The following is a 21,330-nucleotide window of genomic DNA, read 5'->3' as shown; positions in this document are numbered from 1 at the left end:
CGGACGCGCAAGCCGCAATCGCAATGCCGTGGCTCAAGGCTTGGCTGTGCCGGGAGCGAGTATCTTGTCGAAGTCCATCTCCAGGAATTCCAACAGTTCCGGGGAGATGCCCGCCTTTTGCGCTGCGCCGGGTGGCAGCAGATTTTGCAGGCCGGTGGCCGTCTGCGTGTTGAAGGCATCCCGGCGTGCCTCCCAGGCGGCTTCGAGCTGCGCGTCCTGCGGCTCACGACCGGCGTTCAGACCCTGCTGATTCATCAACTGCGCGCGCTGACGCATATAGGCATCCACGGAGTCACCCTGCGGCTCGGTGAGGCCGGCGGACTGCTGGATCATGTTACGGAAAAACTTTCCATATTCCTCGGGGCGGTCTTGAAATCCGGCGATCTCGGGCAGCATGCCCAGCACTTCGGCGTGCTGGCGTTGCAGGTCGAGCAGGCGGCGTTTCTCGTCCGCGCTCAGCGTGGCCCTGGGTGAGCGTTTTTGCAGCGCCATCGCGAACCATGCTGCTACGCTCATGCCCGCCCTTCGCGACATGCCGCCGCACATCATCCCCTCGACCCTTGGCGATGACGCTGGTGCGCTCGGAGCAGCCAGTCACGCGATGGAGGCATGGCAGCCTGAATGACCAGTTGCCAATTGGTGCATATAGCCCACGCCACTTGGTAGATGACCCGCTTGTCTCCACCCGCAGGGTATTCTCATCTCACACGTTGACAAGAGTCTGCGCATGGTTAATGGAACGTCCGTTCATAAACAGCCATTTAACTCCAATGCCCATGACCCTCACGCGCCCCACTCGAGAACGTAACCCGAAGGCGCGCAAGATGCGTATCCTGGTGGCGGCGGGGGTGGTGTTTGCGAAGGCGGGGTTTGCGGCGGGAAGCGTGCGGGAGATCAGCCTGAAGGCGCGGGTGAATGTGGCGTCGATCAATTATTACTTCAGCAGCAAGGAGGGGCTTTACCGCGAGGTGCTGCTGGCGGCGCACCGGAAGTTGCTGGAGCAGGAGCCGCCGCCGAAGCCGACGGAGGAACCTGAGCAGTCGTTGCGGGAATGGATTCAGTTTTGCCTGCGCTTTGTGCTGCTGAGACGCACGGCGCATCCGGTGCTGGGACGGCTGATGGCGCATGAGATGCGGCAGCCGACGGCAGCCTTGGGCGAGCTGGTGAAGCTGATCATCAAGCCGAATTTCGCGAACCTCGTCAAAATTGTGAATGCCTTGGCGGGAGACTCGCTGGACAAGGATGGGCGGGAGATGGCGGCGCATCAAATTGTTGCGATGTGCGTCCACTTTGACCACAGCCGTGAGGTGATCGGGCGGCTTGGATTTGCCGTGCCGGAGGCGGAGGCGGGTATCGCTCGGCTGGCGGACAGCATCGCGGACATGGCGCTCCGGGGACTCGGGACGCCAAAGACAACCCTTTCCAAGAAACGCACTTCAGCATGAAAACGACCTTACTCTGCATCTTAACCGCTGCCGCGCTTGCGCTGGTGGCTTGCAACAAAGCTCCGGCACCGGCTCCGCAGGCGGAAAAGCCGAAAGTAGCGCCGGTGATCGTGAAAGGGGCCACCGTGCAGGCCGCTGAACGTGCCTTTCCGCGTTTCCTGCGTGTGACGGGGCAGCTCGCCGCACAGAATGACGCCGTGGTGGCGGCGGATTCGATGGGGCGAGTGGTCTCGGCTTCGATTGAACGTGGTTCCGTGGTGAAGACGGGCGATGTGCTGGCGAAGCTCGACGAGCGCCAGCCCAAGCTCTCTCTGGCGGAGGCTGCGGCCTCCGTGGGTCTGGCGAAGGCGCGGCTGGCGCTGGCGAAGAACGAGCAGGAGCGCAACAAGCCGCTGGCGGAGAAAAAGGCGGTGGCGGATGCGGATTACCAAAAGCTGCTCACGGAAGTCGCCGCGCGCGAGGCGGAACTGGCGGCCTCGGAGGCACGTCAGGCCTTGGCGCAGAAGACGCTCGATGACTGCGTGATCCGCGCGTTGTTTGGCGGTGTGGTGGCGGAGCGCATGGTGGAGCCAGGCGAGTATGTGAAGGCGGATTCCCCTGTCGCCCGCGTGGTGGATCTGTCCACGCTACGGCTCGTGCTGAGTGTGCCGGAGACGGAAGTTGGCGCTCTGGTCATCGGTCAGGTGGTGGAGTTCACCACGGCGGCGTTCCCGGCGCAGCGCTTCACGGGCAAGTTGAAATTCCTTGGCGCGACGATGCGCGAGGCCTCGCGTGATCTGGTGATTGAGGCGACGGTGGACAACGCGGAAAGCAAATTGCGGCCCGGCTTCTTTTGCGATGCGCGCATCCTGCTTCGTGAGGAAAAAGCCGTCGCGGTGCCGGAGGGGGCGCTGCGCATCGAAGGCTCGCGCCGCAAGGTCTTCGTCATCACCAAAGACAACACGATCTCCGAACGCCTCGTGGAGGTGGGAGAGACGCGCGAGGGCTTCACAGAAATCCGGCGTGGAGTCGCCGCCGGTGAGCCGTTGCTGGCTAAACCCAGCGCAGAGGCCGCCGATGGGCTTCGCTTTGAACCCGCCGCTTAATTTTCACTTCACACGCTCATGCAATGGCTCGCCGCTATCTCCGTCCGCCGCCCGGTCTTCGCCAGCGTCATCATCCTCGTTTTCGTGGTCGTGGGGGTGCTGGGCTACACGAAGCTGCCGGTGGATCGGTTTCCAAAGATTGACTTCCCCACGGTCAGCATCGTCACACGGCAGGACGGCGCGACGCCGAAGGAGATCGAGACCGAGATCACGGACAAGATCGAGGAGGCGGTGAACACCGTCGCAGGCATTGATGAACTGCGCTCCATTTCAAGCGAGGGCATCTCGCAGGTGCTGGTGACTTTTGTGCTGGAGAAAAACATCGACGTGGCCTCACAGGAAGTGCGGGACCGCATCGCCCGTATCATCCCCGATCTGCCGGAGGAGGTGGACGCGCCGATCATCGAGAAGCTCGATCCCGATGCCGCGCCTATTTTGAACATCGCCCTCGTGGCCGACAAGCCGGTGCGCGAGATCACCGAGTTTGCCGACAAGGTGTTGCGGCGGCAGCTTGAAAGCGTGGGTGGTGTGGGGCAGATCACGCTGCTGGGCGGAAGACTGCGGCAGATCAATGTGTGGCTCGATCCGATGCGGCTGCGCTCCTACAATCTGACCGCTGCGGACGTGCAGCGCGGCCTCCGCGCACAGAACGTGCAAATCCCTGCCGGCACGGTGAAGAATGCGGCCAGCGAGGCGGGCTTCCGCGTGCTGGGCAAGGCACGGAGCGTGGAGGAGATCGGCATGCTCGTCTTGCGCGAGGCGGACGGCGGTCTGGTCCGCGTGCGTGACGTGGCGCGGGTGGAAGACGGGGCCGAGGAGCAAAAAACCGTGGCCCGTAACAATGGCGTGCCCTCTGTGGTGCTCTCCATCCGTAAACAAAGCGGCACAAACACGGTGGCCGTGGTGGATGCGGTGAATGAGAAGCTCGGCGATGTTAAAAAACTGCTGCCCGCAGGCTACGATGTCGAAATGGTGCGCGACACGTCGCAAGTCATCCGCACCAGCGTTCACGCGGTGAAGGAGCACTTGGTGCTGGGGGCCATTTTCGCCGCCGTGATCGTTTTGATTTTCCTTGGCAACTCACGCGCCACCATCATCTCCGCGCTCGCGATTCCCACCTCCATCATCGCCGCGTTCGGCGTTATGTGGGCGCAGGGAGTGACATTAAACGTCATCAGCCTCGTCGCCCTCGCGTTGGCGGTCGGCATCGTCATTGATGATGCCATCATCGTGGTGGAAAACATTTTCCGCCACATGGAAGAGAAGGGCGAGGACTCCTTCACCGCGTCCGTGGAAGGACCGAAGGAGATCGGCATGGCCGTCCTGGCCACCACGCTATCGCTGCTCGCGGTGTTCGTGCCCGTGGCCTTCCTCAGCGGCATTGTGGGCATGTTCCTGAAGAGTTTCGGCCTCACCATGGCTTTCGCCATCGCGGTTTCGCTGCTGGTCAGCTTCACGCTCACGCCCACGCTCTCCGCCCGCATGTTCCGCAAAGGCCACGCCACGCGGTTTGACGCCTGGCTGGAGCATCTGGTAAACATCTTCTACCGCCCGGTGGAGGCGTTTTACATGGTGCTGCTGCGCTTTTCCATGCGGCATCGCTGGATCATCGTGCTGGGCTGCTTCGGCATTCTCGCCGCCGTGCCCACGCTGATGAAGATCGTGCAAAAGAGCTTCCTGCCGCCGGTGGAGGAGGCGGAGTTCGTGGTGAACATCCGCACGCCGGAGGGCACCAGCCTCGCCGCCACCGATCTCATGGCCGAGCGCTTCGCCCGTGCGATCCGCGAGCTGCCCGGCGTGGACGGCACACTTCTCACCATCGGGGACAATGACCAGCGCACGCCGAATCTCGCAGGCATCTTCGTGCGCCTGAATGATCCCGCTTTGCGCGAAGACCAGCAGACCCTCATGGACCGCGTGCGCAAAGAGATCGTACCGCGTTTCCCCACGGAATGGCGCATCACCGTGCTCTCTGTCCCGCCTTTCAACACGGGCCAGTCCAGCGCCAACGTGCAGTATTTCATCGCCGGGCCTGACCTCGACACGCTTACCCGCGCCACGGCATCAGTGATCAAAGACGTCAAAGACCTCCCCGGCATCCGCGACCTCGACAGCACTCTCATTCCCGGCAAGCCTGAAATCTCCGGCAGCGTGGACCGCAACAAAGCAGGCGAGATGGGAGCCAGCATCCAGGACATCTCCGGCACGCTGCGCCTGCTCGTCGGCGGTCTCGACGTCTCCACCTTCGACGACAGCGGCGAGCAATACGACATCCATCTCCAGGCTGAGGAGAGCTACCGCAACACCCGCGAAATCCTCAATCTCCTCACCGTGCCCTCCACCAAGGCCGGACCCGTCGCCATCACCAATCTGCTCACGCTGGAAAACACGGACAGCCCCTCGCAGATCAACCGTCTCAACCGCCGCCGCCAGGTCACCATCACCGCCAACAACGCCCCTGGAGTGGGTGAAACCGAAATCCTTGATGGCATCGCCACCGCCGTGAAGATGCTCAACCTGCCGGCCGACTACGCCAGTGGCAGCGTCGGACGCTCGAAGGAAATGGCCAAGGCGGGAAAGGCCTTCATGGTCGCGTTTTTGATGGCCTTCATCTTCATGTATCTCATCCTCGCCGCGCAGTTTGAGAGCTGGGTGCATCCGCTCACCATTCTGCTCGCCTTGCCGCTCACGCTGCCCTTTGCCATCCTCTCGCTCATCCTCTTCCAGCAGTCGGTGAACATCTTCTCCATGCTCGGCATCCTCGTGCTCTTCGGCATGGTGAAAAAGAACGGCATCCTGCAAATCGACCACACCAACCAGCTTCGTGCCAAAGGCATGGACCGGCTCGATGCCATCCTGCTCGCCAACAAAGAGCGTCTGCGCCCCATCCTCATGACCACGCTGGCTTTCGTCGCGGGCATGATCCCCATGATGACTGCGAAGGGCGTCGGTGCCGCCTATAACAATGCCACGGCGGGCGTCATTCTCGGCGGCCAGAGCCTATCCTTGCTGCTCACGCTGCTCGCCACGCCCGTCATCTATTCCATCTTCGACGACCTCATTCAGTTCCCAGATCGCATCAGAAAGAGGCGCATCGCGAAAGCCCTCGCCAAGGGAACGAAGACCCGCGAACGCGAACAAGGCCAGCCAACCCACTAGCACCTCATGACCAAGACCCTTCTTGCAGCCCTTGCGCTTGGCCTCGCCTCCTGCGCCGTCGGCCCGAATTACAAGCAGCCCGACACCGCCGACATCACCCCCGCGAAATGGCGCTGGCAGACCGCTGCCCCGCGCGATGACACCGCGCGTGGCGAATGGTGGAAAGTCTTCCGCGACAGCGAACTCAACCGCCTCGAAGCCCTCGCGCTTCAAGCCAGCCCATCCTTGAAGTCCGCTGCCGCCCGCGTCGATCAGGCTCGCGCCTCCGCCCGCATCAGCGCCTCCGAGTGGGCGCCCGACATCCGCCTCAAAGGCGACACCAAGCGCGAGCAGTTCTCCGGCAATCTGCCCACCCCCGTGCCCGTTGCCATCCCGCGTGGGCGCGTCAACAGCTTCAGCACCATCATCGACCTCAGCTACGAGATAGACTTCTGGGGCAAGGTGCGGCGCGAAGTCGAGAGCGCCCGCGCCACCGCCGATTCCACCTCCGCCAGCTACCACAGCGCCATCCTCACCCTCACTGGCGATGTCGCCGCACAATACTTCCTGCTCCGCGCCGCCGATGCCGAACTCGACGCCCTGCGCCGCACCATCGCCCTGCGGGAAAAATTTGTGAACCTTCTCAACGACAAGTTCAAAGCCGGAGCCATCCCTGAGACCGATCTCGCCCGAGCCCAGACCGAAGTGGCCACTGCCAAGGCTGAACTCGCCGACGTAAAGCGCCAGCGTCAGGAAGCCAGCGACACTCTCGCCCTCCTGTGCGGCCAGCCCGCCAGCAGCTTCACCCTTCGCGAGCATCCCATCGGCTCCAAAGCCCCGCCCGTCATCCCCGCAGGCATCCCCGCCAGCATGTTGGAGCGCCGTCCGGACATCGCCGCCGCCGAGCGCATCGTCGCAGCCCGCAATGCCGACATCGGCGTCGCAACCGCCGACTATTTCCCCGCCGTCCGTCTCACCGGCACCGGCGGCTACTTGAGCAAAGAAGTGGACACCCTGCTCACCGGCAACAGCAAAGTATGGAGCATCGGCCCCAGCGTCAGCCTCCCGCTCACCGGCTGGGCCGTCATCCACTTCAACGTCAAGCGTCACAAAGCCGCCCGCGAAGAAGCCATCGCGAATTACCGCCAGACCGTCCTCACCGGCATCCGCGATGTGGAGACCAGTCTCGCCCAAACCCGCTACCTGCGCGAGCAGGCCAGCGCCATCGGCGATGCCCTCACCGCCTCCACCAAAGCCACTGACCTCATTCGCGAGTCCTATGAGCGTGGCACCCTCAGTTATCTCGAACTCCTCGACGCCGAGCGCACCCGCCTCCTTACGGAACGTCAGACCGCCCAAATCTCCGCGCAGCGCCACATCGCCACCGTCCGCCTGATCAAGGCGCTGGGAGGTGAGTGGTGATCGCGCGATTTTTTGACCCACCACCAAATACTCACCACACTTGGACATGCACACACTCGGAATCATCAATCAACGAATCTCGGCCAACAAGTTTGCCCCAGACACATCGCTCTCGCACACCGTAATCGAAGAATTGGTCGCTTGCGCCACACAGGCACCATCCTCGTTTAACCAGCAACACTGGCGCTTTGTTGCCATCACCGAGCCGCAGGACAAAGAACGACTCAAAGCGGTCGCCTACGGCCAGCAAAAGGTGATAGATGCGGCCGTCACCTTCATCGTATTGGGCGACCTGCTGGCCCACACGAAGCTAGCCGAAACTTTAGGTCGGTCCGTCAAGGCTGGCATAATCGACCAAGCTGTGGTGGACGGGATGGTCGGCATGGCTGGCCAGATGTATGCAAACCCAGCGGCCCAGCGTGACGAAGCCATCCGGTCGGCTTCGCTGGCAGCCATGACTCTGATGCTCGCCGCCGAAGCGAAAGGGCTGGTTTCCGGCCCGATGATCGGGTTTGACCCGGAAGGGGTGAAGCGGGAGTTCCAAATTTCCGAGCGCTACCTGCCGGTGATGCTCCTGGCGGTGGGTTATCCAGCTCCGGGCAACTGGCCCCGCAAAGTCCGCCTCTCCGTTTCCGAAGTCCTCACCTATGGCACCGGCGAATCTCTGGCATAGATCAAGGGTCCAAAGTGGAAGGGGGGCACCTCATGAACGCGCTTCTGCGCTGATTTATTTAACACGATGAATATGCTGAAATCCCGAATCTTGGCGGTAGCCGTCGTGCTCGCCTTAGTCTTAGCCGTGGCGGCTGTCCTTTTCTGGCGGCATGGCCTGAAGGGCGATCTTGCTCCAGGGGTCGTATCTGGCAACGGACGCATTGAGGCCACCGAGATCAATCTCGCAGCCCGAGTGCCTGGGCGTTTGGCGGAGGTTCTGGTGGGTGAAGGCGATTTCGTGAAGGAAGGCCAGGTGCTCGCCCGGATTCAGACCGACATTCTGGATGCCCAGTTTCTGGAGGCCCAGGCAAAGCTTCGGCAGGCGAAAAATGCGATCATCACCGCCCAGGCGCAGGTGACGGCGCGGGAGAGCGAAAAACTGGCAGCCGAGGCTGTGGTTCTCCAGCGCGAGAGCGAGGAGCAGGCGGCGCAGCAACGGCTGGTGCGCACCGAATCGCTTGCGACAAAGAATGCGGTGTCCGAACAAAACCTCGACGATGATCGTGCCCGCGCGAAAAGCGCAGAGGCGGCGATCAAGGCGGCAAAGGCGCAGGTGGCGGCAGCCGGGGGTGCTGTGGCCGCAGCCAGCGCACAGGTGCAGGATGCAGAGGTGATGGTGGAGGCAGTGCAGGCGACTGTGGGCCGCGTGCAGGCCGAACTCGATGACTGCACGCTGAAAGCGCCCCGCGATGGACGGGTGCAGTATCTGATCACGCAACCAGGAGAGGTGCTGGGCGCTGGGGGGAAGGTTTTGAACCTCGTGGATCTAGGTGACGTGTATCTGACCTTCTTTCTACCCGAGACAGTGGCGGGCAGGGTGGCGCTCGGCAGCGAGGTGAGGCTCATCCTGGATGCAGCACCGCAGTTTGTGATCCCGGCGCGTGTCTCGTATGTGGCGAGCGTCGCGCAGTTCACGCCCAAGACGGTGGAGACCGCGAGCGAACGCCAGAAGTTGATGTTTCGCGTCAAAGCGCAGATTGACCGTGGCTTGCTGAAAGAACATCTGGAGCGTGTGAAGACGGGGCTGCCGGGAGTCGCGTGGGTGAAGATCGACGCGCAGGCGGAGTGGCCCTCCCATCTGGCATTAAAGCTGCCCCAATGAACACCGCCGCCGTCGTTGCCAGTCTGCGCGGAGTGCGTCTCCGCCATCGACGCACGCTTGCGTTGGATGGCATTGATCTTGATTTGCCCGGCGGCAGCCTGGTGGGTTTGATCGGCCCGGACGGCGTTGGCAAATCGAGCCTCCTTTCCCTGATCGCAGGCGCACACAAGGTGCAGGCGGGCAAGGTGGAAACGCTGGGTGGCGACATGGCCAGCGCCCGACATCGCCGTGCGGTGTGCTCACGCATCGCCTACATGCCGCAGGGATTGGGCAAGAACTTGTATCTCACCCTTTCCATTGAAGAGAACCTGCAGTTCTTCGGGCGTCTCTTCGGGCATGACCGCGCCGAGTGCCGCCGCCGGATCGACGAACTGACGACGCGCACCGGTCTGCGGCCTTTCCTTGACCGCCCGGTGGGTAAGCTATCCGGCGGCATGAAACAGAAGCTGGGCATCTGCTGCGCGCTCATCCACGACCCGGACCTGCTCATTCTCGACGAACCGACCACAGGGGTTGATCCACTCTCTCGCAGCCAGTTCTGGAGCCTCGTGGACGGCATCCGCCGGGAACGGCCTGGGATGAGCGTGATTGTGGCGACGGCTTACATGGAGGAGGCAGATCGCTTCGACTGGCTGGTGGCCATGGATGCGGGCAAGGTGTTGGCCACCGGCACTCCCTCCGAACTGCGCACACGCACCGCGACGGATTCCCTGGATGCCACCTTCATCGCCCTGCTGCCGGAGGAAAAACGGCGTCTCCACCAGCCGGTGGTGGTTTCCCGCTTCGCCCCCTCCGAGAAGGATGTGACCGCCATCGAAGCACGGGGGCTGACCATGCGTTTCGGCGACTTCACTGCCGTGGAGCGGGTGGATCTGCGCATCCGGCGCGGCGAGATCTTCGGGTTCCTTGGCTCCAACGGCTGCGGCAAAACCACGACCATGAAAATGCTCACCGGCCTGCTGCCGCCCACGGAGGGCAAGGCATGGCTGCTGGGCCATGAAGTCGATCCGCGTGATGTCGGTACGCGTCGGCGCGTCGGCTACATGTCGCAGTCCTTCTCCCTCTACACGGAACTGACGGTGGAGCAAAACCTCGTTCTTCACGCCCGCCTGTTCCAGGTCCCTGCGGAAGAAATCCCGGCCCGGGTGGATGAGATGGCGAAGCGCTTCGGGCTTGAAGGCGTGCTCTCATCCATGCCTGAGGCGCTGCCGCTCGGCGTGCGGCAACGCTTGTCCCTGGCCGTGGCCATGGTTCACAAACCAACCTTGCTGATCCTCGACGAGCCGACTTCCGGCGTCGATCCCATCGCCCGTGATCAGTTTTGGCAACTCATGCTCGATCTGGCCCGGCAGGACAAAGTCACCATTTTCATTTCCACCCATTTCATGAACGAGGCGGAGCGGTGTGACCGCGTCTCGCTGATGCACTCCGGGCGGGTGCTCGTCAGCGGTCCCCCTGAAGAGTTGGTGAGGGACAGCAGTGCCCACTCGCTGGAGGAGGTGTTCATCAAACATCTTCAAGAGGCGTCGGCCAGCGACAATCTGCCCGCCGCATCCTCCCTGGCAGTGTCCCCGATGCCTGACGCCGGCCGTGTCTCCGCACCACCCGTACAGCGGGTCTTCGCCTTTGGCCGGACATTCAGCTACATGCGGAAAGAAGCGCTGGAGTTGCGCCGCGATCCGGTGCTTGCCGGCATGTCACTCTTCGGCACGGCTCTGCTCATGTTCGTCATGGGCTACGGCATCAGCCTGGACGTGGAAAACCTTAGCTTCGCCGTGCTGGACCACGACCAGACCACCCTGAGCCAAAACTATGTCCTTAACCTCAACGGCTCGCGCTATTTTGTGCAGCAGGCTCCCATCCTTGACGAAGCCGATCTCGACCGCCGGATGCGTTCCGGCGAACTGGCGCTCGCCATCGAAATCCCGCCCGGTTTCGCCCGCGATGCGCAGCGTGGAGCCCCCGTGCAAATCGGCGCGTGGGTGGACGGTTCCATGCCGCAGCGTGCCGAGACCGCGCAGGGGTATGTGTCGGGAATGCATCAGGGCTGGCTGGCACAAATGGCCGCGCGGAGCTCCGGGCTTGAGTCCGCTTCGGGTGCTCTGAACATCGAGACACGCTTCCGCTACAACCCGGATGTGCGCAGTCGGCCCGCCATGGTTCCGGCTGTCATTCCCATGCTGCTGCTCATGATTCCGGCCATGCTCACAGCACTCTCCGTGGTGCGTGAGAAAGAGCTGGGCTCCATCGTCAACCTCCATGTGACACCGGTGACGCGCAGCGAGTTTCTGATCGGCAAACAAGCGCCCTATATCTTTCTTGGGATGCTGAATTTCCTGCTGATGACACTGCTGGCTGTCACCGTCTTTGACGTGCCCGTCAAAGGCAGTTTCACCACACTTGCTGCCGCCGCGCTCATCTTCGTCGTGTTCGCCACGGGCTTTGGTCTGCTGGCCTCGGCATTCACCCGCAGCCAGATCGCAGCCATGTTTGTCACCATGATTGGCACCATGATTCCCACTGCCCAGTTCGCGGGCCTGATCAATCCTGTCTCCTCACTGGAAGGTGCCGGAGCAGTTATCGGAAGGCTCTACCCGGCCACGCACTTCCTGACGATCAGTCGCGGCGTCTTCAGCAAGGCGCTTGGTTTTTCCGATCTCCACGCCTCATTCATTCCTTTGATCCTGGCTGTCCCTGTGATCATGGGAGTCGCGATTGCCCTGATCCGCAAGCAAGACACCTGATCATGAGCCGTCTCGCCAACATCTATCGCCTGGGGGTGAAGGAACTCTGGAGCCTGGCCCGTGACCCGATGATGATGGGGCTCATCGTCTATGCCTTCACGGCCATGGTTTACATATCTGCCACGGCGATGCCGGAAGCACTGCATCATGCCCCAATCGCCATCGCTGATGAGGACACTTCGCCGCTCTCAGCCCGAATCGCGTCCAGTTTTCAGCGACCCAGCTTCATGTCACCCGCCATGATCTCCGCAGCCGACGTGGATGCGGGGCTGGATGCCGGAGACTATACCTTTGCCATCATCATCCCGCCTGATTTCCAGCGCGATGTTCTTGCCGGAATGCGTCCCACGCTTCAGTTGAATGTGGACGCCACGCGGATGAGCCAGGCATTCACGGGCAGTGGTTACGTCCAGCAGATCATCAATGGCGAGGTCACCGAGTTTCTCCAGCGCTATCGCGGCGTCCCTGCAGCCCCCGTGACTCTGACATTACGCGCCCGCTTCAATCCCAACCTCACCCCGGCCTGGTTCGGAGCTTTGATGGAAATCATCAACCTCGTCACCATGCTCTCCATTGTCCTGACCGGCGCGGCGCTGATCCGCGAGCGCGAACACGGCACTATCGAGCACCTGCTCGTCATGCCCGTGAAACCCGCCGAGATCATGCTTTCCAAAGTGTGGTCCATGGCCCTCGTCGTCCTCGTCGCGACCACACTCTCCCTGCTGTTCGTCGTTCAAGGCCTGCTGCATGTGCCCATCGAGGGTTCCATCCTGCTGTTCCTGACCGGCGCGGTGCTGCATTTGTTTGCCACCACTTCAATGGGAATCTTCATGGCCACGCTGGCGCGCACCATGCCGCAGTTCGGCCTGCTGCTCATCCTAGTCCTGCTGCCCTTGCAAATGCTCTCCGGAGGCATGACCCCGCGCGAAAGCATGCCGGAATTCGTCCAAAACATCATGCAGGCTGCACCTACGACCCATTTCATCTCAGCATCCCGCGCCATCCTCTATCGCGGCGCGGGCCTCAAAGTGGTGTGGCAGCCGTTTGTCCTGCTGCTTGCCATCGGCACGGTCTTTTACTCCGTGGCCCTGGCCCGCTTCCGCAAGACCATAAGCCTGATGGCGTGAACCATCAGGTGTCCAAAGGATTAGAAACGGACTTCTGCCAATTGTATTGGCGAGTCAGTCAGTGGTAGCAACGCGGGTTACAATTACCGGTTTGTTCCGATTTACGACAAAAAATTCTGTTGCTAAAAGAGCACAGATTCGAATCGCTTGGAGCACAATTGGAGCGAATATTTCAAATGATCCACATGGTATTGATAATGTATTTTATCACTACTATAATGCGTTCAGGGTGAGGGGGTTGGAATGGTTAATGGTTCTTCAGGGTTGGTCGTCGAAACGAGCAAGCGTTTGCTGACGGCATCAGAGTTTCAAAATTTGGCGAACGTGCCGCCAGAGGTCGAGTGGTTCGCGAACATCGAAAACGCGAACACGCGGCGAGCATACAAGAACGACGTTCAGGAGTTCATGCGGTTCGCAGGCATTCACCAAGCGGAAGAATTTCGCCTGGTGAAACGGTCGCATCTCATTGCATGGCGCAAGCAGCTTGAGACGCGCACTTTGGAAGCGTCCACGGTGCGCCGCAAACTTTCTGCCGTGGCTTCATTGTTTGATTACCTGTGCGAGTGCAATGCCGTTCCGTTCAATCCGGCTGATGGCGTGAAGCGTCCCAATCAAGGCACGAACGAAGGCAAATCCCCTGCGTTGGGGGATGCTGAGGCGAAAGCTCTGCTCGAAGCACCCGCACCTGACACTCTCAAAGGGCTGCGTGATCGCGCCATTCTTTCCATTCTGCTGTTTCATGGTTTGCGTCGAGCTGAACTGTGTTCGCTCGCGGTCGGTGATTTGCAATCGAGGCGCGGCGTGTTGCACTTCCGCGTTCACGGCAAAGGTGGCAAGATTCGCTTCCTGCCCGTGCATCCGCACAGCTTGCAGCGTATCAGCGAATACCTGGAGCACGCGGGGCATGGAGACAAACCTGGCAGCGCCCTTTTTCGTCCGATCAAGAACTCATCCGGCAGTCTCGATGAAGCGCTGACCGGACACGGAGTTTACAAGGATGTGGTGAGAAAGTATGCGCGTGTGCTTGGCCTCGATCCAAGCGCCGTCTGTGTGCATGGGTTACGGGCGACAGCGGCAACGAATGCACTGGATCATGAAGCTGACATTGCGAAGGTGCAGGAGTGGTTGGGTCATGCGAGCATCGCGACCACGCGGCTCTATGACAGGCGCAAAACCAAACCGGAAGACTCACCAACTTTCAAAGTGAGCTATTAGCGGAACCACCAGCGCAGCTTTCGACGACGCTTCTTGGGCTTTGGTTTGAGCAGAGACTCAATGTATGCGATGACATCAGGTTCTCGGAAGCGTTTGGAGTCCTTCCAAACCTTGTTGGGAATGGGCAAACTGAAGAACTCGCGCAAATCCTCATCCTGTCCTGCTGGTTGCTCGTGAACCCGTCCCCTGATGGCAGCCATGACGGCTGTCAGATGCAGAATGATGAGGTTCACAAAGATGCGCTCCTCAAGTGTGATGGGCTTGATGTCGAGTTTTGCTTCTGCGTTCAGAACTCGCAGAAGGTTTGGCTTGTCGATCACCTGCTGCCAGATGGAGCGATGATGCTCGGTGATGTTGAGCAAGTTGGAAATCCGGCGGATTCTGGTATCCACGAGAAAGGATCGTCCGGTAAAGAACAACCCGGCAACGATAGCGACGGTCTGCAACAGGTTGAACCAGTTGGCCCCGAACCACTCCACAAAAATCCCCACACCCTGCCTTGTAACAGAATGTGGGGACGAAGGCAAGAGGGGTGGGATCTCATGCAAGGCGAGCGATGTCGCCTTTTGCGCGAAGCAGAATTTCGCGTGGAATGCGGATGACCCGCTCCTCCGCTGCGCAGCCTGCGGAAGAAGGGAGCGCGGGGATGGCTGCTGCGGTGATGTCCTGGCCGATGATGGCGAAATCGCCACTGTCGAGTTCCAGGATGTCAGGGCAGCCTGATGAACTCGAAGATTGTCTCCCGCCCTCGTGAGGATCGGGACCGATGCGACGCTTAACGATGATGTTCATAATAGTGGATGTTGTTCTGAAATCGGAACTTTTGTTCCGAATACCGAACATTGTTCCGAAATCAGAACCCCCGCAAACGGAATCTGATCTATTTTCTGAGATTGAAATGTCCCGCACTGCCAAGAACCTCATCGGTCCACAACTCGCCAAGCACCGCACGCACTTGGCGATGTCGCAGTCAGAGTTTGCGGGCCTGTGTCAACGAAGCGGCTGGGATGTTTCGAGGGAAACCTTGGCAAAGATCGAGTCAGGCATCCGATGCGTGACCGACCTTGAGCTGGTCGAGATTTCGAGCGCTCTGAAACTACCTTTGCCAGTGCTTTTCCCGCCAGATGAACAGCATCGTTTTGGTCGGAAGGTGACTCAGTGAAGACCTTCTTCTGAAGATGACAGACAAAGCCACATACACTCCAGCGGAGTTCGCCGCCCTATTCGGCAAGGAACGAACATGGGGCTATCGGCAGCTTTACGCGGGAAAAGTGAAGGCCATCACGAAGCTCGGCCAAACACTCATCCCACAGTCAGAGGTCGATAAACTGCTCAATGGCGCGGAGCGCTATCTCGGCGCTCCATCGCACACAAAAAGGGTCGCGAAGCGCAAGGCAAAGAAAAAAACTCCTTCATCTAAAGGCGCGAAGAAATGGACTGCTGCGCTCAAGCAGCGAAGGAAACACGGGTCGCCGCCGCCAGAGAATGCTCGTTCCGAAGATGTCCATAAACCTTCATTGCCAAAATCCCTCCATCCCGATGACCCAGCCAGCGCGAGACAGTCGGTATATCAACGCCTGACTCGATACAAATCGTCGCAAAAAGATGGCGCAAGTCATGATGACTGAGCGGTGCGATGCCAATTTTGTTGGCCGCCCGCCCCATGGCGGCATAAGCGCTTTTCACACGAATCACCGGCTCATCGACCGAAGCGGGTTTGCTACGCGCCTTCATCTTCTCCAGCAACTCTCTGGCGGCTGCAATCATCGGAATGCGCCGAAACAAGCCGTTCTTGGTGCCGTCTGTGGGATCACCAAGCACAAGGAATTCGCCTTTTGAAAAATCACAGTGCTTCCAAAGCACGAACTTTGATTCACCGAGACGCATTCCCGTGTAAGCCAGAAACTCGACGAAATCGGCTCGGTCCTGAGAGGTCCGGCCACGAGCGGCGCGAAGTGCCGCCACCCACTCCTTGAAGTGGCTTTTGCTGGGCAGCTTACCGGAGAGGTCTTTTGGACGAACCTTTGCCCGCTTGACCTCAAGAGCCGGATTGGTGCGGCGCACCCCTTGTTTGATGGCGATCTTGAACAGGGATTTCAAAATGAGGAGGCAATTGTTGAAACGAGTAGCTGACATCACCTTGACCGCCTCACCTGCCCATTGCTCACAGTGCTGAACAGAGATTCGACGCATTTCCAAGACGGCGAAATCGGGCCAAGTTTTCTTGATGAGTCCGACAATTTCCTTCCAGTAGCGCTTGGTGCTTTTCTTGGTGGATGGGTCGTTTTGAAGCTGGCTTTCACGGATGGCTAGCGCCTCCGCTCCAGTCATTTTTTCAGTGATGACAGTATCCTTGCCCAGCTCATCACGATGGGCGTTGTCTTGAAGGATCTCGTTGAGTTGGGGTTTCGCCACACTCAAAACCTTGGTCTTGAGACTGCGAAAAGTCGGTTTGCCGCCGATGGAGAGACGGGCGTAATACGTGCCCTTCTGGTGGCGGTAGAGATGAGGGATGCCGGAGAAAGTCCAAGTCTTTGAAGCGCTCATAAGAAGCCGCTGTTACCCACGGAGAGGGGCGGCGGAGCGAGTATAAAACAAGTGTATAAAACCGCAAGGAGAACCGGCGCAACTCTCAAATATACAGGTAAAAAAGGGCTTAAAAGCTAATTTGTAATAGGACACTCCTGTCTGTCGGCGTGAACGACGAGGCGGCACACAACCAATCTGGGGGCCTGCCTGAATCTGTGGGAGATCATCAGTCTCTGGCCTTTTTTCCCCTCTTTCCTCCTTTTCGGCCAACTCTCTGGAATCGCCGACCGGAGTTTTGAACCGCTGATGGGACGCTGATCAGACGCTGATGCTGGATGAAGGGAGCGCGGACACTCTTGTCCGCCTTGAAAAAGCCGATGACAGGATCTCCCGCAGATTCAGAAAAGCCCGCTGGAGTCCCGGAGTTTTGAACCGCTGATGGGACGCTGATCAGACGCTGATGCTGGATGAAGGGAGCGTGGACACTCTTGTCCGCTGGATGGGCGGATTGATGGATGCTCGATGCTGGATGCTGGAAAGTAGCGCGGGGAATCCTGCCCGCCTCCGACGGTAGGACCGCGCTGAGGGGTGAGTTCGCGGTTCGCGGTTTGCCGTCGTCCTCGCTCGGTTCTCCGAGCCTGCGATGGAGGCCTTTGGGGTAGATAATTGGGGGCAGGAAAAGGGTGTCTGAGAATCTTTCGACCCCTGATCTTTCGACCCAACCGTCACAGCGACTTCACACTGACAAACGGTGCAGTGAGTCGGGAGAATGGTCAGAGCGTGAACGACGAGGCCGGACGCGACCATCGACGAGCAGGTTCCGGTCTCATCGTCTCAGGGTCTCAGGGTCTCATGGTCTCATGGTCTCATGGTCTCATGGTCTCATGGTCTCATGGCCTCATGGTCTCATGGTCTCATGGTCTCATCGTCTCATCGTCTCATCGTCTCATCGTCTCATCGTCTCCCAGTCTCCCAGTCTCCCAGTCTCCCAGTCTCCAAGTCCCCGGCCCACGCCCCCAGATCGTCGCAGTCTGACCCCAGATCGTCGCAGTCCGCCCCCAGATCCTCGCGATCTGCCCTCAGATCGTCGCAGTCTGCCCTCAGATCGTCGCAGTCTGCCCTCAGATCGTCGCGGTCTGACCCCAGATCGTCGCGATCTGACCCCAGATCGTCGCAGCCTGACCTCAGATCGTCGCGGTCTGCCCTCAGATCGTCGCGGTCTGCCCTCAGATCGTCGCGATCTGACCCCAGATCGTCACGATCTGACCCCAGATCGTCACGATCTGACCCCAGATCGTCGCAGTCTGCCCTCAGATCGTCGCAGTCTGACCCCAGATCGTCGCAGTCTGACCCCAGATCCTCACGATCTGACCCCAGATCGTCGCGATCTGACCCCAGATCGTGACAATCTGACCCCAGATCCTCACGTTTTTGAGCGTCATTTTCGAGGAACCCGGACCGGTGACTGCGGTTAAAGCGTTGAAAATCAGGGCCTTGGCACCTGAGCACGCGTTTCATCCCTCGCAGTCCTGCGAAAGGCCCTCCCGAGAGGGGTAGGGACGCGCTGCGTCGCGTCCGTGACGGGATCGGTGGCGGAATGCGGAATGCGGAATGCCGAAAGCCGAAAGCCGAAAGCCGAAAGCCGAATGTAGCGCGGGCAACGCCGCCGCGTTGGCCGTGGGCTTCGAAAACGTGGCCGGCGGGTCCAAACCTTCCTTCACTTGCCATCCGCATCATCCCCTGCTTGGATAAGAAAACCACCGCATGGATCATTCCGCCCACAACAAGCTCGTCTCCTTCATCTGGTCCATCGCCGACGACTGCCTGCGGGATGTCTTCGTGCGGGGGAAATACCGGGATGTCATCCTGCCGATGTTCGTCCTCCGGCGCATTGATTGCCTGCTGGAGGACACGAAGGCTGCCGTGCTGGAAGAGGTGCGCTTTCAGAAGGAGGAGGCCAGGCTCCCGCTGCTCGATCCCGATGGCCTGCGCCATGCCTCCGGGCAGGTGTTTTACAACACCTCCAGGTTCACCCTGAAGACCTTGCTCGGGAATCCCTCCCAGCTCGTCGCAAACCTCACCCACTACCTCGATGGCTTCAGCGACAACGTCCGCGAGATCATTGAGAAGTTCGACCTCGCCAATCAGATCCGGAAGATGGCCGAGGCGAATGCCCTCTTCGGCGTCATCGAGAAGTTCGTCTCCCCGGAGATCAATCTCAACCCGAACGACACCACCGCGCCCGATGGGAAAAAGCTGCCCGGCCTCAGCAATCTTGGCATGGGCTACGTCTTCGAGGAACTCATCCGCAAGTTCAACGAAGAGAACAACGAGGAAGCCGGGGAGCACTTCACCCCGCGTGAGGTCATCCAGCTCATGGTCCACCTGCTCATCGAGCCCGTGAAGGACCAGCTCCCGCCCGTCATCACCATCTACGATCCCGCCTGCGGCTCCGGCGGCATGTTGACCGAGGCGCAGGACTACATCCTCGACCCCGAGGGCCTCATCCGCTCCAGCGCCGCCGTGTATCTCTACGGCAAGGAGGTCAACCCCGAGACCTACGCCATCTGCAAGTCGGACATGATGATCAAGGGGAACAACCCGGAGAACATCCGCTACGGCTCCACCCTCGCCACGGATGAGTTCAGCACGCTGCGCTTCGACTTCATGCTCTCCAATCCCCCGTATGGGAAGAGCTGGAAGACCGATCAGGGCCAGATTCTGGAAAAGAAAGGCAGCGAGACCGTCATCATCGACGGCCGCTTCGAGGTCACGCTCCCGAATGTGAAGGGAGACAAAGAAACCGCCTCCGCCGCACCTGCCGTGGATGACGGCCAGCTCCTCTTCCTCATGGAGATGGTCAGCAAGATGAAGCGCCTCAGCGAAAGCCCGCTCGGCACCCGCATCGCCACCGTTCACAACGGCTCCGCCCTCTTCACCGGCAATGCCGGCGGCGGGGCCAGCAACATCCGCCGCTACCTCATCGAGAACGACTACCTGGAGGCCATCATCCAGCTTCCAAACAACATCTTCTACAACACCGGCATCACCACCTACATCTGGGTGCTGTCCAATCACAAAGCCCCGCAGCGACGCGGCAAGGTCCAGCTCATCGACGCCTCCCAGCTCTACGAAAAGCTGCGCAAAAACCTCGGCGAAAAGAACTGCGCCTTCACCGCTGCGCACCTCGATCAGATCACCCAGGCTTACCTTCAATGTGATGCAGACACTCCTGTCTGCACTTCACCCGCAAACGGGCAGGCAGGAGTGCCTGCCTCACTTCTGAAGAGCAAAACCTTCCCCAACCACGAGTTCGGCTACTGGAAGATCACCGTCGAGCGCCCGCTGCGGAAGTCCGCCCAATACACCGCCGACCGCATCGCCACCCTGCGCTTCATCCCCGCCCTCAGCACCGAGATGGAATGGATCTGGCAGCAGTGGGGCGGGAAGGTCTATGAGAAAGGCTTCCTCACGACGCAAAAGGAAGCCATCGAGCACTGGCTGGAAAAGGAGCAGATCGAGATCACCCCGGCGAACAAGAAGAAGCTCCTCGACACCACCACCTGGACCACCCGGCGCGACCTCCTTGCCGCCGCCGAGAAACTGCACCAGCATCTCGGCGAGGCCACCAGCCATGACTTCAACGTTTTCGCCGAAGACACACGCAAGGCCGTCAAAAAACTGAAGCTCGACCTCAAGCCCGCCGATGTAAAGGCCATCCTCGACGCCGTCTCCTGGCGCGATCCCGAGGCGAAGCCCATCCTCGCTGGTGAGACCCTGCTCGACATCACCCCGGACTTCGACTTTGACGCCGCCCGCGTCTTTGTCCCTGAGATCGATGGCGGCACCATCTACCATTACGAGCCAGACAGCGAGCTGCGGGACACCGAGAATGTCCCCATGACCTACATGGCCGGACCGGATGGCCCGCTGTCGCCGGAGAAGGCCATCGTCGCCTACTTCCAGAAGGAAGTCCTTCCGCATGTGCCGGACGCCTGGGTGGACGAGGACAAGACCGTCATTGGCTGCGAGATCAGCTTCAACAAATACTTCTACCAGCACCAGCCCCTCCGCCCGCTGGAGGACGTGGTGGCGGAGATCCGCCAGCTCGAAACCGAGACCGAAGGCCTCCTGGAGCAGATCCTCCGCTTCGCCCAGCCCTGAGCCATGACCGCCTTCCCAAAATATCCAGCCTACAAAGATTCTGGCGTCGCATGGCTCGGCGAGGTGCCGGAGCATTGGGGAATTGAACGCAGTAAGTGGCTTTTCTCGCAGGGGAAAGAGCGCTGTCAGCCAGGCGATGAACAGCTAACAGCCTCCCAAAAGTATGGCGTTATTCCTCAATCGAAGTTCGTTGAGCTAGAAGCCCGCCGCGTTACAACCGTCTTTTTGAATCCCGAGCTCCTGAAGCGGGTCAAGAAAGGTGATTTCGTGATTAGTATGAGAAGCTTTCAAGGCGGCATCGAAGCTTCAGAATATGATGGAGCGATCAGTTCAGCTTATGTCCCGCTCACACCTCGTGAAGGAACTCATCACGGTTTTTTTAGACACCTGTTCAAGTCAGCTCGCTACATTGAAGCGCTTGGAAACACCTCCAATCTCATTCGAGACGGCCAAGCCCTTCGATTCGAGAACTTTTCGATGGTGGACCTTCCCGTTGTTCCATTTGATGAACAGCAGCGAATCGCATCCTTCCTGGATGAGAAGACGACGCAGATCGACGCCTTGATCGCGAAGAAGCAGCGGCAGATCGAGCTGCTGGACGAGCAAAAGGCCATCCTCATCAACCGCGCCGTCACCCGCGGCCTC

The 21,330-nt window shown here is 60.1% G+C and carries 16 protein-coding genes; 12 read left to right on the top strand and 4 right to left on the bottom strand.

The genetic code is table 11. From position 1 onward, the window contains the following. Positions 1–33: 33 nt before the first annotated feature. A complete protein-coding gene (locus IAE77_RS17670; protein ID WP_294229214.1) occupies positions 34–516 on the bottom strand; it encodes a hypothetical protein in 483 nt (160 codons plus the stop codon). Between the two features lie 260 nt (positions 517–776). On the opposite strand from IAE77_RS17670, the gene IAE77_RS17665 reads away from it, so the two are divergent. The 9 genes from IAE77_RS17665 to IAE77_RS17625 all read left to right on the top strand — a co-directional run bounded on the left by IAE77_RS17665 (position 777) and on the right by IAE77_RS17625 (position 13,992). After that, positions 777–1,445 (top strand): CerR family C-terminal domain-containing protein, encoded by a 669-nt coding sequence (locus IAE77_RS17665; protein ID WP_294229211.1) that lies wholly within the window; start codon positions 777–779, stop codon positions 1,443–1,445. Then, positions 1,442–2,530: an efflux RND transporter periplasmic adaptor subunit gene (locus IAE77_RS17660; protein WP_294229208.1), complete on the top strand. Its 1,089-nt coding sequence runs from the start codon at positions 1,442–1,444 to the stop codon at positions 2,528–2,530. The genes IAE77_RS17665 and IAE77_RS17660 overlap by 4 nt, the downstream gene beginning before the upstream one ends. 18 nt (positions 2,531–2,548) lie before the next feature. Next, the gene (locus tag IAE77_RS17655; protein WP_294229205.1) at positions 2,549–5,689 is read left to right on the top strand and encodes an efflux RND transporter permease subunit; all 3,141 of its coding nucleotides are present in this window, start codon (positions 2,549–2,551) and stop codon (positions 5,687–5,689) included. A gap of 6 nt (positions 5,690–5,695) precedes the next feature. After that, entirely contained in the window at positions 5,696–7,090 is a 1,395-nt protein-coding gene (locus tag IAE77_RS17650; protein ID WP_294229202.1) for an efflux transporter outer membrane subunit, read from the top strand. Positions 7,091–7,136: 46 nt separating this feature from the next. Further along, positions 7,137–7,763, top strand: a complete 627-nt coding sequence (locus IAE77_RS17645) for a nitroreductase family protein (RefSeq protein ID WP_294229198.1) — start codon at positions 7,137–7,139, stop codon at positions 7,761–7,763. A gap of 72 nt (positions 7,764–7,835) precedes the next feature. Continuing rightward, positions 7,836–8,906, top strand: coding sequence for an HlyD family efflux transporter periplasmic adaptor subunit (locus tag IAE77_RS17640; protein ID WP_345780995.1), 1,071 nt, complete (start codon positions 7,836–7,838; stop codon positions 8,904–8,906). Then, complete coding sequence (gene rbbA, locus IAE77_RS17635; protein ID WP_294229192.1) at positions 8,903–11,650, top strand: ribosome-associated ATPase/putative transporter RbbA; 2,748 nt, start codon at positions 8,903–8,905, stop codon at positions 11,648–11,650. The genes IAE77_RS17640 and rbbA overlap by 4 nt, the downstream gene beginning before the upstream one ends. Positions 11,651–11,652: 2 nt before the next feature. After that, a complete protein-coding gene (locus IAE77_RS17630) occupies positions 11,653–12,777 on the top strand; it encodes an ABC transporter permease (protein ID WP_294229189.1) in 1,125 nt (374 codons plus the stop codon). A gap of 243 nt (positions 12,778–13,020) precedes the next feature. Then, on the top strand, positions 13,021–13,992 hold the full coding sequence (locus IAE77_RS17625; protein WP_294229186.1) for a tyrosine-type recombinase/integrase: 972 nt from the start codon (positions 13,021–13,023) through the stop codon (positions 13,990–13,992). Here IAE77_RS17625 and IAE77_RS17620 read toward each other — a convergent pair. Together IAE77_RS17620 and IAE77_RS17615 are read right to left on the bottom strand one after the other, a co-directional pair. Further along, a complete protein-coding gene (locus IAE77_RS17620; RefSeq protein ID WP_294229183.1) occupies positions 13,989–14,519 on the bottom strand; it encodes a hypothetical protein in 531 nt (176 codons plus the stop codon). The two genes, IAE77_RS17625 and IAE77_RS17620, sit on opposite strands and share 4 nt — an antisense overlap. A gap of 13 nt (positions 14,520–14,532) precedes the next feature. Then, positions 14,533–14,784, bottom strand: a complete 252-nt coding sequence (locus IAE77_RS17615) for a hypothetical protein (RefSeq protein WP_294229180.1) — start codon at positions 14,782–14,784, stop codon at positions 14,533–14,535. On the opposite strand from IAE77_RS17615, the gene IAE77_RS30930 reads away from it, so the two are divergent. Beyond that, positions 14,759–15,154: a helix-turn-helix transcriptional regulator gene (locus tag IAE77_RS30930; protein ID WP_345780994.1), complete on the top strand. Its 396-nt coding sequence runs from the start codon at positions 14,759–14,761 to the stop codon at positions 15,152–15,154. The two genes, IAE77_RS17615 and IAE77_RS30930, sit on opposite strands and share 26 nt — an antisense overlap. A 284-nt stretch (positions 15,155–15,438) precedes the next feature. On the opposite strand, the gene IAE77_RS17610 is transcribed toward IAE77_RS30930, so the two are convergent. Then, entirely contained in the window at positions 15,439–16,539 is a 1,101-nt protein-coding gene (locus tag IAE77_RS17610) for a site-specific integrase (protein WP_294229176.1), read from the bottom strand. Between the two features lie 1,746 nt (positions 16,540–18,285). On the opposite strand from IAE77_RS17610, the gene IAE77_RS17605 reads away from it, so the two are divergent. Continuing rightward, on the top strand, positions 18,286–20,685 hold the full coding sequence (locus IAE77_RS17605; RefSeq protein WP_294229173.1) for a class I SAM-dependent DNA methyltransferase: 2,400 nt from the start codon (positions 18,286–18,288) through the stop codon (positions 20,683–20,685). Between the two features lie 3 nt (positions 20,686–20,688). Next, positions 20,689–21,330 (top strand): restriction endonuclease subunit S (locus IAE77_RS17600; protein WP_294229170.1); only part of this gene is annotated, 642 nt, incomplete at its 3' end.

The sequence above is a fragment of the Prosthecobacter sp. genome (genome assembly GCF_014879935.1).
Lineage (GTDB): Bacteria > Verrucomicrobiota > Verrucomicrobiia > Verrucomicrobiales > Verrucomicrobiaceae > Prosthecobacter.
This window is presented reverse-complemented; position numbering and strand designations above follow the sequence as displayed.